Origin of the sequence: Vibrio sp. 10N.261.51.A3 (genome assembly GCF_041471965.1) — a bacterium.
Classification (GTDB): Bacteria; Pseudomonadota; Gammaproteobacteria; order Enterobacterales; family Vibrionaceae; genus Vibrio; species Vibrio crassostreae_C.
In genome coordinates this window covers 38,854-57,612 of sequence record NZ_JBFRPK010000026.1, presented here as the reverse complement: position 1 = coordinate 57,612, position 18,759 = coordinate 38,854, and the positions used below count along the sequence as shown (strand labels likewise).

Genomic DNA, 18,759 nt, shown 5'->3' with positions numbered 1-18,759 from the left:
CATAGCCTGCATAAAATCGGGGAAGACCGCAGCGAGAAGCTAGAGTTCACGCCAGCGGTACTCAAAGTGTTGGAATATGTTCGTCCTAAGTACGCTTGCCGCCAGTGCGAGAAAACAGGCGACAGCAGCCGAATCGTTCAGAAGCCATCCCCTCAGAGCCTCATCCCTAAAAGCTTCGCCACAGAAAGTTTGCTGACCAACATCATTCTTGGAAAATACCAATACGCGATGCCACTTTATCGTCAAGAATCGCTGTTTAACCAGTCGGGTATCGAGCTATCACGTACCACCATGGCTAGGTGGGTCATCCAAGTCAGTGAGAAGTTCGCCCCGCTGTATGCCGCCTTGAAAGAGCACCTACTTCAACAAGTGGTGGTTCAAGCGGATGAAACGCCGCTCAATGTGCTCAAAGAAGAGAAGCAGTGTTATATGTGGCTCTACTGCTCAGGCGCTGACTCACCCGAAGCGGCACTGCCGAATGTGAAAAATATTGCCTTGTACGACTATCAAAACAGTCGCGCGAGGGCGTGTCCCGTGGACTTTTTAGGTGACTACAACGGTTATCTACAAACCGATGGCTACGCGGCTTATGATGGACTTCATCACGTCACCAAGGTAGGGTGCTTAGCGCATGCTCGTCGCAAGTTCATGGATGCTAAAAAGCTTCAAGGGAAAGGTAAATCGGGCAAGGCTGATAAGGCGCTGGCTAAAATCCAAAAACTCTACGGGATAGAATCACGCTTAAAAGGTGCGCCTGCCGAAGAGCGAAAAGCAGAGCGTCAAGCGTATGCCAAGCCGATACTGGATGAGCTTTACCAATGGATGACAACCCAGAAGGTGATAGGCTCTAGCCCACTAGGTAAAGCGATAAAGTACACGCTTGGGCAGTGGTCAAAGCTTATTCGTTATATCGACGATGGTCACTTATCTATTGATAATAATCGCGCTGAACGCGCAATTAAACCACTGGTCATTGGCAGGAAGAACTGGCTGTTCTCTAACACACCAAACGGTGCTGATGCGAGCGCGATGCTTTACAGCATCATCGAGACCGCGAAAGCCAACGGTCTTATCCTCTACGACTACATGGTCAAGTGCATGAAAGAGCTGGCGAAAGCTGAGCCTGATATCGACGCACTCCTGCCTTGGAACTTCAAACACTGACAAGTCGCCCCGTGGGTTCATGGGGCGGATACGGTGAGGGTAGATTCAAGCAGAGTATAGAAATGTTCAAAAATGGGAAATAGAAAAGAGCCAAATAAACATGGGTTCATTTGGCTCTTTTTTGAGTAGCTCTCATTAATGCAATTGCTTCAAAGAAAAACTGATCCGTGATTGCATTGCAATCAACAGCCAACTGGCATCTCGATTATTTGGTTTGTCTTTACATAGATGTAGTGCTTTTAGTACACCGCGCGTGACTGAATCAATAAAGACATGTTCATGATGGAATTTATCTGGCCACAGTTCAGTACGTTGCTTGATAAGTTCGTAAATTTCATCGTATAGCCAATCAATATCTTGATGAGAGATTTTCTGAAAACGCTGAGCCTGAAGAATGTCACAGCACAAACTGGTGCAGTGAATAGCTAGAGGTGAATAAGCCATTTACTTTCCTCCATTTAAATTAGCATCTAATAACTTTTCAAAAGCACTGCCGTCTTGCCTGGTTAGGTTTGGTATATATCGGCTGTAAACTGTGAACAGCATTTTTGTAGTGGTATGGCCCATTTGGCGAGCTATCCACTCAGGTGCTTCTCCGGCTGCTAACCATAATGTTGCAGCCGTATGTCGAGTCTCATAAGGGCGGCGATATTCCATTCCCAAGTTTTTAAGTGTCGGCTTCCAGATTCGGTCTCTGACGTTACCTTTATCTAAAGGGTTTCCAGCTGCATTGCAGAACACATACTCCTTAGTACCAGTCACTTTGTATTGGGATTTTATAGCTTTAAGTACAACAGATGACATTTGAATGTCTCTTGTTGAACCCACCGTTTTCGTTGTGTCTGAACGGCCGTGTACAAACGTTTCTCGAACTGAAATTAAACCACGCTCAAAATCTACGTACTTCCATTTCAGACCATCGATCTCTGAGGTGCGCATTCCGGTGAAGAATCGGACGGTGAAGTAATCTTTAAAATCGGAACGTACCGATGATAAAAACAAGTTCACTTCGTTAAAATCAAACGGGTTTACATTAGTGCGTTCAACACGTAGTGGTTTGATGTTTTCAAACGTCGAACGAAAATCGTAGCGATCTGCGGCTTCGCTCAAAATCATGCGCAGTGGTGTCATGACATGATTAATGAACTCGGCAGATAATTTTTTGCCGTTGTTACGCGGTTTCACTAAAGAAGCACGGTACTTTAAGATGTCAGGTCGAGAGATCTTCGCGACGTCTAAATGCCCAAAGTGGGGTACAAGGTACGACCATAAGTAGACCTTCATACTGTCCTTATAGCTCTCTTTCCAACGCACTTCGTTTTCGTCATACCACTCCTGTGCGAAGCTTTCGAACAAGACAGTTTCAATTCCTTGTAGCTCTTGTACTGCCGTTTTGTAATTACCAAGTAATTCCTGTTTGCGTTTTTGAGCTTGGATGTCTTGTTTCAAAAATGTTTGAGCTTTCTTAGACTCAGGGAAGTACTCACTATATACAAAACAACTCAGGCGAATGTCCGCTTCAATTTGATTTAGCAGTTTCTGTAGCTTGCGTTGGTTTACTTGAGTTGCAGGCAGTGCAGTTTGCTCACGGCAACGCATACCTTCATATCGGAAGTCGAGATAGAGCTTACCGCTACGTGAATTGATACTACCCATGACACACCCTCCCGCCAGCCATTGGAATATACTGAAGGTTACGTGATGCAGATTGGTATAATTCTGCCTCTACCTCTTCCCAAATGTAGAGAATTTTTCTACCATTGAATGGTCGAATGTAGTGTTTACCTTCGATGAAAATTGAATCTCGCAGAGTCGAATTGATATAGTTGGCGCTAAATTTGATACGACCTGCAAGCTCTTTTGCTGTAAGTAATAATTGGTCCGTTTGACCTCCATTGTTTGTGTTTTAACAAGACATAAAATCAGCTTAACCATACTTTTGTGTTTTATCAAGACACATTATTATATCTTTTAGGAATTAATGTGTGATTAGATATAACTTAAAGGAACTTATTGAGAAAAAATCTTCGGAAGAGGGACGGAAGATCTCTGGAGCTCAAATTGCTGCCGAAATAGGTATTCAGCGTTCGGCCATGGCGAAAATGATTCGAGACGAAGGGTACACTACAACCACAAAAACTCTTGATGCTTTGTGTCAGTACTTTGATTGTGATGTGTCTGATTTAATTATGTTCGAACGTGAGAGTGACGTATAACCATAGGGGTGGCTATGCTCATGTTATGTTTTGCTCATAGTGCTTTATGTAATGCAAACTTAGGGAACTTATTAACAAAAGTCAGAAGATAAGCCCCAAAAATTATTCAATTTTAGGCTTCATCAGTAACCATACTTCCTCATCCTCCTCTTAGAAACCACTGTTACTCATTGAAATTGATTGAGAATATCGGATGATCTTTGTCTACTAATGGATGTAATTAACAGTTTAGCGAATGCGTAGTTGACGTGATGACCGTTCAAAAAATAAGGTTGGGTTATTCGTATTGATGAATATTCTCATTTTTGAGTACAAATTCACGTTGGTAAGCTAGGTATGGAACTCACTCCGGTATTAAAAGAACTACAAGCTTTTGTGTATGCAGAACATGAAGCTAGCATGGAAAACCTTCTAGAAACTTGGAAGAAACCCTTAGAAGAAAAACTATTAAAAGGCGAAACTCAACGAATAGAGTCAGTAAGCTGTTCCGGGTCTAATCATCTGGAAGTCGTATTAGGTGATAACGAATCACGCTTTAGAGAAGGCGATATGATTTGTTTGCATCTTGGCGACCCAAGTAACCATAAGGTATTTGACCAAGTAGCGATTGAAGCTGAAAACGATGGAGAGTGGTTGCTCAAAGTCAAAGTAGATCAAAGCTTACTTCCACAACTAAGTGAAGGCTGTTATGCCGACCCTGCAGGCATGGACTTAAAACCGTTTTATGATAAAGCTTTGGCTGATGTAGCAACATCGAAAGTCGGCAGAGACGTATTGCTGCCTATGCTTTCCGGACATTTGAATACGGAAACGATTTATGACGAAGACTTTGATGACGCTGCGGATTATGCCGAATCTCGAGGATTAAATGAAAAGCAGAGTGAAGCTGTTGGGCTTGGTGTCGGTTCTAAATACTTAGCGTGTATTCAAGGTCCTCCCGGAACGGGTAAAACAAAAGTTATTAGTATTATCGCCAAGCTTCTTGTAGAGGCAGGGCAGAGAGTTTTCATGACTTCTCATACCCACATGGCGATCAATAATGCACTCAATAAAATTGTAGAGGAAGGGGTTCCTGTTGCAAAAATTTGTGCGAGTGGCGGTAAGAAATCACTGAGTGATAAGGTTCAGCATTTTGAATACGCATCAAAATGGGAAGATATACCGGACACTGGGTATGTGATTGGTGCGACACCTTTTGCTACCTGTAGTGAGCGACTTGAAAGCTTTACATTCGACACCATTATTTTTGACGAAGCCAGCCAAATTACCGTTCCATTGGCGTTAATGGCAATGAGAAAAGGGTGTCGATTTGTATTCGTTGGGGATCATAAGCAGCTTCCTCCTGTGATACTTTCTCAATCCGTTCTTGAGGAAAATTCGGCTTTCTCTAAGATGATTCTTGGCAATGAAAAGGTTTCGGTATTGTTAAGCCAAACTTATCGGATGTCTCCAGCCTTAACTGAATGGCCTAGTAACTGTTATTACAAGGGCGAATTAGAATCGAAAAGACCACCAACGCTGTCATCATTTTCTCTACCTAAAAAACCTCACAAGTATTCTGAGGTCCTCTCTAGCAATCGGCCTTCTGTATTCATAAAAACTCCAGGGGTCAATGCCCGAAGTGTAAATAGAAAAGAAGCGGCGTTAGTGGCCGATTTGATAACCGCGGCTGTTGAAGCGGGTCTATCTGCTGAAGAGATAGGTGTCGTTACACCGTTTCGGGGTCATGCCAAAGCTCTAAAGTCTTGCCTTCAGGATAAGTTGGGGATATTTGGATCAAAATTAGTGGTAACGGATACTGTGGAAAGGATGCAAGGCCAAGAGCGGGAAATGATTATAGTTTCATTCTGCTCCTCAGATCCGCAATACATTAGCGCTATCGCTGAATTCTTTTTCCAAGCGGAACGTCTCAATGTCGCCATTACTAGACCCCAGACTAAGTTGGTGATTGTAGGTCCCGAAATCCCAGAAGGCATGCTGCAACAGGTGGATGATCCTAAGGTGCGACAAAACATTGAAGATTATAAATCTCTGGTTCGTCACTGTTATAAGGTGGAAGTAGATTAATGGCACATATAGATACGATTACAGGCTTAGACCGCAAGCATCGACGTCATTGCAAAAAGGTATTCAATAAACTCAATGACGAATTTTTTATTCGTGAGTCATTATTAGAGTCTCTACAAGTTGCTCCTTGTATTATTGAGGGGCCTTGCAATAGTTGGGTGTTTGTTGGAGTCCATTCAGAGAAACCAGATAGTATTAGTCTTTCTAAATTGTTGAAGTTTAATGACTCGATGTTGACGTTAGGTTTAAAGCCTATTCAGTATCTAGCTGTCGTCGATAATATGATTGTGGAAGAAGAAAGTACTTTCCCAATTGACGGTTCTCTCCAAGTTGATAGTTCTTTCTCTGATTATGTACAAATAATTGAGAACAAAACGTTTATTGAGCGTGGTGAAAAACTAATCCACGCCGCACTAACCGAGTTCACAATCGACTCACATTCACGAATCAAGCGCACGTTTTTTCCGGAGTCGGTTATTCCCGCACAGTGTAGTACTCGTCGAGGAAAAACCTCCGTAGACAATACCGCAAAGCTGCTCCCATTTTTTTTAGATTACGATCAAGAATTGGCTACTAGGCTAGATATGGTTGAGTCTGTCGATTCTGAAGAAGAAGGTCAGGAAGACATTTCAGTAAGGTTGATAAATGGGGTCGCTGGGAGTGGGAAAACTCTGATTTTAATTAATCGTGCAGTTTTGTATTGTAAAAAATACCCGGAAAAAAAGGTCCTTCTTGCGATACACAATAAGCCAGTGACGGAAGATATTAAGTACAGGTTCGAAACCTGGCTTAAAGGTAAACCTGATAACCTTGAAATTACCACCTTTCACTCGTTTGCGCTAAAGCAGTACAGTAAAAGCCATCAGCGTGTTAAGCCAGTATTTGGCGATGCGAATATGAAAGAAGAAAAGAAGACCGTTTTAAGTGATAAAAATGAAGCTTACACGCAACTATCGTTAACAGATGAGCAGATTTGGTCCGAACTAGAGTACATCAATGACTATTTAATTAAAGACAAAGAAGAGTACTTGGAATTCGATCGACAGGGTCGTGGGTTTGCACTACAAAAAAGTCAGCGAGAACATATTTGGCAGCTATATGTTGATTTTTCTGCTCGGTTGTCGTCGGTTAAGAAATACCTACCGAGTTTGTATATTAAGGAAGTTGCGTTATCAGACAAGCCTCTTGAACAGTTTGATCACATACTGCTTGATGAGGCTCAATTCTTCGCGCCATCTTGGTTACAGTTAATTAAACGCTCATTGACGCCGGGGGGACAATTATTTATTTGTGCTGATCCCAACCAAGGTTTCTTAAAAAGCCGTTTAAGCTGGAAGAGCGTAGGTTTGAATGTTCGAGGGCGCACTAAGCGTTTGAATCATTCTTACAGAACGACTTATGAAATAATGGTCGCTGCGAACGCTCTGCTCGATGATCTCGAAGGAAGCCCTGAAGATTACGTGAAGCCTGACTATGAAAAAATGGCAAGAGGACACAAACCCCAAATTATATATTCTCGAAATGCTCAAGATGAGAAAAAGAGGTTCCTGAACGAACTCGCAGCCCTGGTGCTGTCGGGAACAGTCGCTCTTCATCAGATCATGGTTTTATGTAGCCCAGAGTATAATCCATGGTCGCTAAAGCAAGACATTGAAAAACGTATTGGTTCAAACAAGGTCATTAACTACAACAACTCCAAAGAGTTAGCGGATAACGTAGGCAGCAAAATTAGGCTACTTAATATCAATAGTTGTACGGGTATGGAGTCTGGTACGGTGTTCGTTCTTGGTTGTGGTCAAATAATTAACCAGCCTAAGAATCTAGAGTTGAGTGATTCGGAAAGAGAAGAAGTATTGCAAGAATCAATGCGTAAACTTTATGTAGCAATGACTAGAGCTGGGCAAAAGTTAGTGGTTTTCAGTACTGAAGAGTTTCCAATTAGCGTTGAAAAACATATTGAAATTACGGGAGAAGTTACCCAAATTTAGTTGCTATTTATTTATCATAAGTAACTCTTAATCAATGCAAAAAGTCGCATTTACGATACAATACCACGCAATAAATCTTGGCTCTGCTGTTAAGAGCCAAGTCCTACATTATTCGAGTAATTAAGAACATGGCAAAAGCACCCGCTAACAAGAAAACTGCCTCAAAAGCTAAGCCCGCTTCAAAAACTAAAAAAGCGACCAGAGGCTTTGAAGAGACCCTTTGGGATACCGCTAATCAGTTGCGTGGCAGTGTTGAGTCATCTGAATACAAACACGTGGTATTAAGCCTTGTGTTCTTAAAGTTCATCAGCGACAAGTTTGAAGCACGCCGTCAGAAGATGATAGACGACGGGCAAGAAGCTTTTGTTGAGATGAAAGAGTTCTACCAACAAGACAATATCTTCTTTTTGCCAGAAGATGCTCGCTGGTCATTTGTTAAAGCGCGTGCTAAGCAAGATGATATCGCTATCATTATCGATACCGCTCTATCAACCATCGAAAAAAACAACCCAAGCTTGAAAGACGCTTTGCCAGATAACTATTTCTCGCGCCAAGGTTTGGAAGTGAAAAAGCTGGCGTCACTTATCGACAGCATTGAAAACATAGATACGTTAGCTAACGAATGTGACATGAGCGAAGAAGACTTAGTCGGTCGTGTTTACGAATACTTCCTAGGTAAGTTTGCAGCAACCGAAGGCAAAGGTGGTGGCGAATTCTATACGCCTAAGTCAGTGGTAACACTGTTAGCTGAAATGCTAGAACCTTTCCAAGGAAAGATCTACGATCCGGCTTGTGGCTCGGGCGGTATGTTTGTTCAGTCTTTAAAGTTCATTAAAGAGCATGAAGGACGCACCAAAGACATCGCTATTTATGGCCAAGAGCTGACCTCGACTACTTATAAACTGGCGAAGATGAACTTAGCCATTCGTGGTTTATCGGGCAACTTAGGTGAGCGTGCAGCCGATACCTTCTTTGCTGACCAGCATAAAGACTTGAAAGCCGATTACATCATGGCCAACCCACCGTTTAACCTTAAAGGTTGGCGTAATGAAGCCGAGCTAACCGATGATGCGCGCTTTGCTGGCTACCGTACACCGCCAACAGGCAACGCCAACTACGGTTGGATTTTGCATATGCTCTCTAAGCTAAGTGAAACAGGTACGGCTGGTTTTGTATTAGCGAACGGCTCAATGAGTTCAAACACGTCCGGCGAAGGTGAGATCCGCCAGCAGCTTATCGAGAACGATCGCGTTGAATGTATGATTGCTCTGCCGGGGCAGCTGTTCTTTACTACGCAGATCCCTGTATGTATTTGGTTTATCACTAAAGACAAAACCGAGAACACCACTAAAGGTTTCCGTAACCGCCAAAAAGAGACGCTGTTCATTGATGCCCGTGAGATGGGTACCATGATTAGCCGTACCAATAAAGAACTGACCAAAGACGATATCGCTCTAATTGCCGACACTTACCACGCTTGGCGCTGTGATGACGCAGAACTCAAAGCGCGTATTGAACGTGGCGACGGCAAAGTCGAGAAGTATGAAGACCAAGCAGGCTTTAGCAAATCAGCGACCATTACTGATATCAAGGCTAATGACTTTGTACTGACTCCGGGCCGCTATGTAGGTGCAGCTGACGTGGAAGATGATGGCATTCCGTTTGAAACCAAAATGAGTGAGCTTTCACAAACCCTATACAGCCAAATGAATCAATCTCAAGACTTGGATAAAGCGATTCGCCGCAATTTGGAGGCGTTGGGTTATGGGGAGTAACTTTTTCTCAACCACAATTGGTGAGCAGATTACTCTTCAAAGAGGGTTTGATATAACCAAGAAGGAGCAGCAAGAGGGTAATGTGCCTGTAGTTTCTTCAGGAGGAATATCAAGTTTTCACAATGTGTCTAAAGTAGAAGCGCCCGGAGTCGTTCTCGGTCGAAAAGGTACTCTAGGAACAGTGTTTTTTGTGGAGAAAGACTTTTGGCCTCATGACACATCCCTATGGGTTAAAGATTTCAAAGGGAATAATCCACAGTTTGTGTACTACTTTTTCAAAGGTATGTCTGCGGAATTAAAAAAAATGGATGTAGGTGCAGCAAACCCTGCTCTTAACCGCAATCATGTCCATCCATTGCAAGTTGAGTGGCCTAGGAGAGAGGTTCAAGACCAAATAGTATCTGTTGGAGCAGCATTAGATCAGAAAATTACTCTTAACAACCAAATCAACCAAACCCTAGAGCAAATGGCGCAAACGTTGTTCAAATCTTGGTTTGTCGATTTTGATCCTGTAAAAGCCAAAATGAATGATGAACAGCCAGAATGGATGGATGCGCCTTTTCTTTCAAAAGAAGTTGCCTCGCTTTTCCCAGAAAAGCTCGTTGAGTCTGAGTTGGGTTTGATTCCAGAAGGGTGGAATGTCGAGTCAATTAAAGATTTTGGTGACGTCATCTGTGGAAAAACACCATCTAAGAAAAATGCTGACTTTTACGGTGGTCATGTTCCATTTATCAAGATTCCTGATACGCATGGCAAGGTATTTATCACTGAGACTTCGGATACATTGACGCAGGCTGGGGATGAATCACAACCTAAGAAACGTATACCAGAAAACAGTATCTGCGTGAGCTGTATTGCTACTGTTGGTCAAGTTTTTGTAACAACGAAACCAAGTCATACAAATCAACAAATTAACTCCGTAGTTCCTAACGATGCGAACGCGCTCTACTACCTGTTATTTAAGTTCAAAGGGTTGAATAAACACTTCCATGATTTGGCTAGTGGTGGCAGCGCAACATTAAACATGAATACTAGTACCTTTTCTAAGGTGGTTCTTGTTCGTCCAACTGCTGATGTGCTGAAAGCATTTCATAAAACCGTAGGTGGTTTAATGGATAAAATGTTAGTAAATCAGTTAGAGAATGCAACGTTATCTAAACTACGTGACACGTTACTTCCTAAATTGCTTTCCGGCGAAATCGACTTAGAAAACGTGCAAGTAGAACAAGCTAAAGCACTAGCAGAGTAACCTTTCGTCATTCCAGAAAGTGAGGAACGAACTTATCAGGAATCTCGTTTTTGACGGTGGTGAAAAGCGAGATCTCAGATACCTCGCGCCTCGGTTCTGAGATAACGAAGGTGGGAATTAGATGAATCCGAAATAGAACAAAGCAAAGCGTAGGTGGAACCATAATATAATGAACGCAACTAATACTCGTGAAATCGACATTTCTGAATTGACGACACTGTGTGAAACAAGCACTTTGCAAAAAGGCATCTTGCTTTCACGCAGTGGTGCAGTACGCAAGCTTAACCTTGTTGGCAACACCGCGACCGCACAGGTCAAAGGCAGCCTCAATTATCAAGTGAGCCTCGATTTCACTGGCGATCTGGTTGGCACTTGTACTTGCCCTGCGGCGCAATTTCAAATGTTGTGCAAGCACGGCGTGGCGGTTGCCCTTTGCCTACAAGACCAAGAACAAGCTTTAAACCAAAGTAGTGAACGAGATACCATAAAAAATCACCTGCAAAGCCTTGGTGAAGAGGCCATGGTAGAGATGCTACTCGAATACCTAGAAGAAGATGAGTACACATGGAATGCACTGCTGACAAAAATTGAAATACGCGAAAAGCCAGCCGTATATGGCGAGCTGAAAAAGTTGGTTACCCAAGCCTTACCGCGAGAACAGCTCTGGGATTGGCGAGAAAGCCATGATTATTTCAACTCAGCAGAAATTCAATTGAACATGATCATTGAATCAATGCAAAGCCTTAACGCCGATCATCAATGGAAATTAATCAACTACCTTGTTGAACGGTTGAATAAGGTGCTAGAGCAAATTGATGACTCCAATGGCGATCGTTATGGCATTGAAAGCATGATTAACGAACACATGCCAAAGACGCTGGCAAAGCTTAATTGGAGTGAGCAAGAGAAAGCGCAGTGGATGTTTGAGCGTTTGACCCATTACGAATTTGACGTATTTCCTTCGATTGAAGAGAGTTTTGGAGCGATTTGGCAATCTAACACCCACTTTCTAACCTTATGCCGCCAAGCGATAGATCAAGCATCGCAAGATGAGAGTAGCTGGAACTTACGCTCATGGGCAGTTCCGTTAATGAAACACAGCTCCGATTGGCGTGAAGTGGCGGAAATTAAACAAAAAATAGCACGAACGTGTCGAGATTATCTTGAAGTTGTTGATATGTTCATTGATGAGCAAGAGCCGTTAGAAGCTGAGTTTTGGTTAGCTAAGGCGAAAAAAATGGCGAGTGATTATGAACTTCGTGCGTGCGAACAAGCTCAATTCCGTCTTTATGTTGAACTAGGTGAAATCCATTCTGCATGGGTATTAGCTAACCGTTTGTTAGAACAATCACCAAGCTTTCAATATTATCAACAGTTAGCGAAGTTTAAAGCCAATTACCAAATTGATGATGTTGAATTTTTCTCCCGCACTGAACTGCTACTTGCCAATGCCTATCAACAACCAGACCGCTATAATCAAGCTTCTGATCGTACGGATGCCTTGGTTCTGTTCTATATCGATAACCAGCAATTAGACAAAGCGTGCGAATGGGTTGCCGAACATAAAATATCAATACAAGGACTTATTTCGCTTGCCGATCATATTGTGGATGATAAACCTGAAAATACGCTGGATTATTATCTGCGAGCAGTCTCATCTTATATCGAACAGACCAATAATACGGCTTACGATCAAGCTTTAGAGTTACTTCGACGTTTAGAGAATATGCTGAAATCGCATCCTACTCAATTGGCGACATTTTATAGTCAGGTGGCGCAACTCGCTACCACGTACAAGCGTAAGCGTAATATGTTCGCTTTAATTCAGAAATATTATTCAAAATATATCTGATTCTGCGGAGGTGACAAGATCTGCGGTGTTGAGAAAATGGAACAAAGCCCGAAACCGAGTTACTACAAAACAAATTTAAATAACTCAATTTAGAAAACAACAAACAACGTCAAACAGCAGTAGGAAAAGGCGATGAGCTTAAAATTTACTGAAGCCAAACTCGAACAGGCCATTATTGAGCTATTGGGTGAGCAAGGCTACCCACACGTAGTGGGTGAACAAATAGCGCGTGAAGACAAAGAACAAGTACTCATCTTAGATGACTTACGCCGCTACCTTGCCAAGCAGTACCGAGGCGATGGTATAACCGAGAGCGAAATTGACACCATTGTTCGTATGATCTCAACGTTGCCTGCCAGTGATTTATACCATAGCAATAAAACCTTCTGCCAATGGCTAACCAATGGCTTTCTGTTTAAGCGTGAAGATCGCTCAAAGAAAGACCTCTATATTGAGTTAATCGACACAAGACATTTGGCACAAGCCTTACGCTTGATGTTTGTCCCGTTGCTAGAGAATAAATCTAAATCAGATAATACTGATAGAGAAGTTGCAGAGGGTAATGTTAGTTACTTAGAAACATATCGCCTAGACCCGACTGATACCAATATCTATAAAATCGTTAACCAGCTAGAGATTGAAGGTGTCGATGAACAAGTTCGAATCCCTGATGGCATCCTTTATGTGAACGGCTTACCGCTGGTGGTGTTTGAATTCAAAAGTGCCGTGCGAGAGAAAGACGCGACCATCTTTGATGCATGGAAGCAAATTTGCGTTCGTTATCGCCGTGATATTCCCAAGCTGTTCGTCTACAACGCGATGTGCATCATCAGCGATGGCGTGAACAACAAAATGGGCAACCTGTTTGCGCCGTATGAGTTTTTTTACGCGTGGCGCAAAGTAACGGGCAACGAGTCTACCGAAAAAGAGGGTATTAATTCCCTCTACACCATGATTGCCGGGTTGTTTAACCAAACTCGATTACTTGATGTAGTGAAGAACTTTGTCTTCTTCCCTGATACCTCTAAGAAAGAGATAAAAGTCTGTTGTCGTTACCCGCAGTACTACGCAGCGCGTAAGCTTTACTACAACATCGACAAAGAACGTAAGCCATACGGAAGTGGTAAAGGCGGCACTTACTTTGGTGCAACAGGGTGTGGTAAGAGCTTCACCATGCAATTTCTATCGCGCCTATTGATGAAAAGCATCGATTTTGAAAGCCCGACCATTGTACTTATTACCGACCGTAACGATCTCGATGATCAGCTTTCTAAACAGTTCTGTAATGCCTCTGATTACATTGGTGATGAGATGGTGGTGCCAGTTAAAAGCCGTCAAGATTTAAGAGACAAGCTGCAAGGCATCAAGAGTGGTGGTGTGTTCCTGACTACCATTCATAAGTTCACCGAAGACATCGAATTGCTTTCAGAGCGTACAAACATCATCTGTATTTCCGATGAAGCTCACCGTTCACAGGTCAACCTCGATAAGAAAGTGGTGATCAAATATCAAGATGGTATAGCCGTCGATGTGAAAGAGACATACGGCTTTGCTAAGTATCTACACGACTCTCTGCCAAGCGCGACTTACGTTGGCTTCACCGGAACGCCGATCGATGCCACCCTTGATGTATTCGGTGATGCAGTAGACAGCTACACCATGACAGAATCTGTTAATGATGAAATTACGGTTCGTATTGTTTATGAAGGCCGAGCCGCTAAAGTCATTCTTGATAACAGCAAGCTTGAAGAGGTCGAGAAATACTACCAAGCGTGCGCAGAAGCGGGCACCAATGAACATCAGATAGAAGAGAGCAAGAAAGCTTCTGCCAATATGAACGCGATCCTTGGTGACCCTGATCGTATTGAAGCTTTGGCGAAAGACTTTGTTGAACATTATGAAGGGCGAGTTAAAGAAGGTTCTACGATAAAGGGCAAGGCGATGTTTGTCTGTGCGAGTCGTGAAATCGCGTTTGATTTTTATAAGCAAGTCAAAATCTTAAAGCCAGAATGGTTTGAGGAAAAGCTATCAATTGATGGTGTCGAGCTGACGGATAAAGAGAAAGAAGAGTTAAAGCCACTTGCGATGGTGCAAATGGTGATGACGCGCGGTAAAGACGATGATCCTGATCAGTACAGCCTGCTAGGGACAAAGGAATATCGAAAATCGCTCGACCAGCAGTTTAAGAGTCCTAAGTCGAATTTCAAAATAGCCATTGTAGTCGACATGTGGCTAACAGGTTTTGACGTTCCTGAACTGGATACTATCTACATCGATAAGCCGTTGCAGAAACACAACCTGATTCAAACTATCTCACGTGTTAACCGTAAGTTTGAAGGCAAGGCGAAAGGGCTCGTTGTCGATTACATTGGTATCAAGTCACGTATGAATCAAGCCTTAGCGATGTATTCAAAGGCTGATGAGACTAACTTTGAAGATATTCGCTTTTCCGTTATTGAGGTGAAGAACCATCTCGATCTATTAAGACAGATGTTCCACAAGTTCGATACGTCAGGTTATTACACAGGAGAGCCGTGTAAGCAGCTGGAGTGCCTTAATCAGTCGGCAGAATACATCCTTCAAACCAAGAAAGGCGAAACCCGATTCATGGCTTTAGTGGGCCGTATGAAGGCGGCTTATGATGTTTGCTGTGGTAGTGAATTGTTATCTCAGCAAGAGCGCGACCAAATTCACTTCTATATCGCAGTACGTTCCATCATCTTTAAGCTAACCAAAGGTGATGCACCAGACACGGCACAAATGAATAAGCGTGTTCGAGAGTTAGTGGCAGAAGCACTCCGTGCCGATGGAGTAGAAGAGATCTTTACCATTGGTGATGAGCACGCCGAAGCTATCGATATTTTCGACGAAGATTACCTAGCTCGCATCAACAAGATTAAGCTGCCTAACACCAAAATTCAGTTGCTTCAAAAGCTGCTAGAGAAGGCGATAAGTGACTTTAAAAAGGTCAACCAGCTACAGGGTATGAATTTCTCTAAGCGCTTCCAATCGCTGGTGGAGCAGTATAACGAACGCCGTGAAAATGATGTGTTGAATGGCGAGGAGTTCGATACCTTCTCTCAAGAAATGACGGACATTATCTTTGATATCGTGAAAGAAATGGGCTCGTTTGAAGACCTAGGTATCGACCTAGAAGAGAAAGCGTTCCTCGATATCTTGAACCACATGCGCAAGAAGTACGATTTCACTTACGACGATGACAAGATGCTCGAACTGGCGAAGGAAATGAAAACTACCGTAGACAATGTCGCTCAATACCCAGACTGGGCAGGGCGCGATGATATCAAAGCCAAGTTGAAAGTGGATTTAATCTTACTGCTACACAAATACGGCTTCCCACCAGTAGCCAACGATGATGTTTACAAAGGCGTGCTAGAGCAGGCTGAGAATTATAAGAAGAATGTGTAGTCGCTTTAAATTTGATGACATTTGATTTTATCAATGAGTATTTCAGCTAAAACAATCACTTTAGCTGAAATACTCGAATAGAGATCTAACCTCGAATGATCATTTGCTCGCGCTCTGGACCTACCGATACCATCACGATTGGCACACCCATCAGCTCTTCGATACGAGTAACGTAATCTTGCGCTGCTTGAGGAAGGCTCTCAAACGTGCGGCAACCCGTGATGTCTTCATCCCAGCCTGCCATATCTTCATATACAGGTTTTAGTTCAGCCGTTTGTGGCCAAATTGGGTTCTCTGTATGCTCACCTGAGTAAGCGGTACAAATCTTAAGTTCAGACAAACCAGACAGGCAATCGATCTTAGTTAATGCGATTTCCGTTGCAGCTTGCAGTTCAACACCGTTACGAGTTGCTACCGCGTCGAAGTAACCCATATCGCGTGGGCGGCCTGTTGTTGCACCGTATTCGTTAGAGCTTTCTCGGAAGCTGTCTTGCTCTTCCATTGCTGTTACTAGCGTGCCAGTACCAACAGACGAACTGAACGATTTAGCAACAGCGATAACACGTTCAGGACGAAGTGCAGGTAAACCGCTACCAATGCCAGCATAAGCTGCGGTTACATTCGAAGATGTTGTCCAAGGGTATTCACCGTAGACAAGGTCGCGACCTGCGCCTAACTGAGCTTCAAACAGTAGGTTTGCGTCTTGTGATTGCAGCGCTTTAAGCGGCTCAGTTACGTTGCAGATGAACGGGCGCCACGCTTTAGTTACTTCAAGTAGCCATTCTGTCATTTCAGAAGCAGTCTGGGAGAAGTCACATTGAGGGTAGAGCGCTTTAAGCTGAGGCATCTTCCAATCAAGTAGGAATTGAATACGCTGCTCTAAAATTTCAGGTTGATTCAGCCAACCGACAAGAATGCCTTTCTTCATTACACGATCGCCGTACGCTGGTGCAATGCCTTGACGTGTAGAGCCGTAAGCGCCATCGCCCAAACGCTCTTCTTCAAGCGTATCTTCAAGAGCATGTAAAGGGAGACACAGTGTCGCACGATCTGAGATCGCCATTTTCACTTTGATGCCAGCCTCTTGAACTTCTGCAATCTCTTCAGTTAGCGCAGCAGGGCTGATCACCATGCCAGGGCCAAGAACCGCCGTACAATTAGGATTAAAAATACCACTAGGTAGTTGGTGCAGTTTGAATGTACCGAAGTCATTTACCACAGTATGACCTGCATTGTTTCCGCCTTGGAAACGAATGCTAGCAGAAGCTTGTTCTGCTAAAAAATCGACGATGCGGCCTTTGCCTTCATCACCCCAGTTTGCGCCCACAACAACGATAGATGGCATAATTTTTCTCCTAACTGATTGAGGAATCATGTTAGGCCTATAAGGTGGATAAGAGAAATTAATTATCTTTATTATCTTGATAAGGATTTCATATATCCTTAAAGTCTTAAGCTACAAGCGAGACTCCCTATCGCGTTCGTTCCTCACTGTAGGGAATGACGATGTGAGGATATTCGCACTGAAGGGAGTGACGCGATTGCAGTTCCTTGCAACTGGAAGTGACGAACCTAACGTCGACTCGATTTCTTGGCGTCATTCCAGAACCGAGGAACGAGGTATCTGGAATCTCAAACCACAAGCGAGATTCCCTATCACGTTCGTTCCTCACAGTAGGGAATGACGATGTGGGGGTATTCCTCAATTTAATGAACGGCGATAATCAGTAGAGAAACGTCAAAACAACCGTCATTCCAGAATCGAGGAACGAGGTATCAGGAATCTCAAACCACAAACGAGATTCCCTATCACGTTCGTTCCTCACTGTAGGGAACGACGATGTGAGGATATTCCGCACTGAAGGGAATGACGGATGGGGCATTCTTCATTTTTAGGGAATGATATAAGTGACACGAGAGAGAGGACATGATGCTCGATATTAATTTGTTGAAGACGTTTGTGACGCTTGCGGAGTACAAGCATTTTGGGAAAGCGGCCAATGCACTGCACATGACACAACCCAATGTGAGTTTGCACCTAAAACAACTGGAACAACAAACACGCATAAAGTTGATAGAGAGAAGCCCTTTTCAATTGACTCAAGCGGGTGAACGGCTATTGGAAACAAGCCAAAGAACGCTACTCGAACTGCAGATTTGTCAGGCCGATCTCAATGCCATTAACGACCTTAAAATAGGGACGTTAACCATTGCCGTAAGTGACATCATTTCTCGATTTTTGCTAATTCGTCCGTTCCAGAAGTTCAAAGCGCAGTATCCCGGTATTGACCTTACGCTCTTGAATACCACGTCATCTCAGGCATCGAATTTAGTTAAAAATGCTCAAGCGGATATTGGTTTTGTTATCGCCAAAGAGCAGCACAACGAGTCTTTGTATTTCACTAAGCTGCAAGAGCTTTCTTGGTGTGCGCTTGGCGATGGGGTTGATATCCGAGACTCTGATGCAGAGCTCACTTTGATTCTACTAGGTCATGATACGAGAACGCGTGACTTTATTGATGAAGGTTTACCAAGCCTTAATCTACCTAATTATAGGGTGATGGAAGTAGGGAGTGTCGATGCTCAAATCGACTGGGCAGAAGCGGGATTTGGTGTGGCTATTGTCCCGGAGTTTGCGGTATCCACCAAGCAGCACCTGCATTCGAAAGTGACACCATTGACCAACTTCTCGAGCACCAGTCTTGGTTATATTGTTCGGCAGAACCAAGTCTTGTCGAAAGCAACCAAGCAGCTGTTAGGTTGGGTGAATGATGAGATTACACTGTTGCAAAACCAATAACTCCTTCTGATCTTAGTAGCCCACCTCGTGTGGGCTTTTTTGTGTCTGCAAAGCGCAGCTGTTTCTCCACCTAACAGGCTGTCGAACTAATTAGATCGCCCTATAAATTATTACTCTCCCAAATCAGAGCCTTAAAATTCATCGTTGACAATGTTTGATAATCAAACTAAATTCCATTTATTGATTTGACAATCAAACTACTTGTGAGTCAAAGCACTT

The 18,759-nt window shown here is 43.3% G+C and carries 12 protein-coding genes; 9 read left to right on the top strand and 3 right to left on the bottom strand.

Annotation, left to right across the window (positions count from 1 at the left end; translation table 11 throughout):
• Nucleotides 1–1,164, top strand: a 1,164-nt coding sequence (gene tnpC, locus AB4371_RS07655; RefSeq protein ID WP_372149377.1) for an IS66 family transposase, incomplete at its 5' end; no start/stop codon positions are given.
• Between the two features lie 135 nt (nucleotides 1,165–1,299).
• On the opposite strand, the gene AB4371_RS07650 is transcribed toward tnpC, so the two are convergent.
• Both AB4371_RS07650 and AB4371_RS07645 read right to left on the bottom strand, forming a co-directional pair.
• Nucleotides 1,300–1,608 carry a hypothetical protein gene (locus tag AB4371_RS07650; protein ID WP_102321029.1) on the bottom strand — a complete coding sequence of 103 codons (309 nt, stop codon included), beginning with the start codon at nucleotides 1,606–1,608 and terminating at the stop codon, nucleotides 1,300–1,302.
• Nucleotides 1,609–2,820, bottom strand: a complete 1,212-nt coding sequence (locus AB4371_RS07645; RefSeq protein WP_371721606.1) for an Arm DNA-binding domain-containing protein — start codon at nucleotides 2,818–2,820, stop codon at nucleotides 1,609–1,611.
• 329 nt (nucleotides 2,821–3,149) lie between these two features.
• Between AB4371_RS07645 and AB4371_RS07640 the strand changes: the two genes are divergently transcribed.
• The 7 genes from AB4371_RS07640 (at nucleotide 3,150) to AB4371_RS07610 (ending at nucleotide 15,740) form a co-directional block, all read left to right on the top strand.
• On the top strand, nucleotides 3,150–3,380 hold the full coding sequence (locus AB4371_RS07640) for a helix-turn-helix transcriptional regulator (protein ID WP_136980188.1): 231 nt from the start codon (nucleotides 3,150–3,152) through the stop codon (nucleotides 3,378–3,380).
• 336 nt (nucleotides 3,381–3,716) lie between these two features.
• On the top strand, nucleotides 3,717–5,447 hold the full coding sequence (locus AB4371_RS07635) for a DEAD/DEAH box helicase (protein ID WP_372149375.1): 1,731 nt from the start codon (nucleotides 3,717–3,719) through the stop codon (nucleotides 5,445–5,447).
• Nucleotides 5,447–7,435: a UvrD-helicase domain-containing protein gene (locus AB4371_RS07630; RefSeq protein WP_017068299.1), complete on the top strand. Its 1,989-nt coding sequence runs from the start codon at nucleotides 5,447–5,449 to the stop codon at nucleotides 7,433–7,435. Before AB4371_RS07635 ends, AB4371_RS07630 begins: the two co-directional genes overlap by 1 nt.
• 128 nt (nucleotides 7,436–7,563) lie before the next feature.
• Nucleotides 7,564–9,210, top strand: coding sequence for an N-6 DNA methylase (locus AB4371_RS07625; protein ID WP_372149374.1), 1,647 nt, complete (start codon nucleotides 7,564–7,566; stop codon nucleotides 9,208–9,210).
• Complete coding sequence (locus AB4371_RS07620; RefSeq protein ID WP_372149372.1) at nucleotides 9,200–10,459, top strand: restriction endonuclease subunit S; 1,260 nt, start codon at nucleotides 9,200–9,202, stop codon at nucleotides 10,457–10,459. Before AB4371_RS07625 ends, AB4371_RS07620 begins: the two co-directional genes overlap by 11 nt.
• Nucleotides 10,460–10,628: 169 nt before the next feature.
• Nucleotides 10,629–12,311 (top strand): SWIM zinc finger domain-containing protein, encoded by a 1,683-nt coding sequence (locus AB4371_RS07615; RefSeq protein WP_372149371.1) that lies wholly within the window; start codon nucleotides 10,629–10,631, stop codon nucleotides 12,309–12,311.
• A 132-nt stretch (nucleotides 12,312–12,443) separates the two neighbouring features.
• Complete coding sequence (locus AB4371_RS07610; protein WP_372149369.1) at nucleotides 12,444–15,740, top strand: type I restriction endonuclease subunit R; 3,297 nt, start codon at nucleotides 12,444–12,446, stop codon at nucleotides 15,738–15,740.
• Between the two features lie 85 nt (nucleotides 15,741–15,825).
• On the opposite strand, the gene AB4371_RS07605 is transcribed toward AB4371_RS07610, so the two are convergent.
• Nucleotides 15,826–17,085, bottom strand: a complete 1,260-nt coding sequence (locus tag AB4371_RS07605; RefSeq protein ID WP_372149367.1) for an adenylosuccinate synthase — start codon at nucleotides 17,083–17,085, stop codon at nucleotides 15,826–15,828.
• A gap of 582 nt (nucleotides 17,086–17,667) precedes the next feature.
• Here AB4371_RS07605 and AB4371_RS07600 point away from each other — a divergent pair.
• Nucleotides 17,668–18,540, top strand: a complete 873-nt coding sequence (locus AB4371_RS07600) for a LysR family transcriptional regulator (RefSeq protein WP_372083658.1) — start codon at nucleotides 17,668–17,670, stop codon at nucleotides 18,538–18,540.
• The last annotated feature ends 219 nt before the right edge of the window (nucleotides 18,541–18,759 follow it).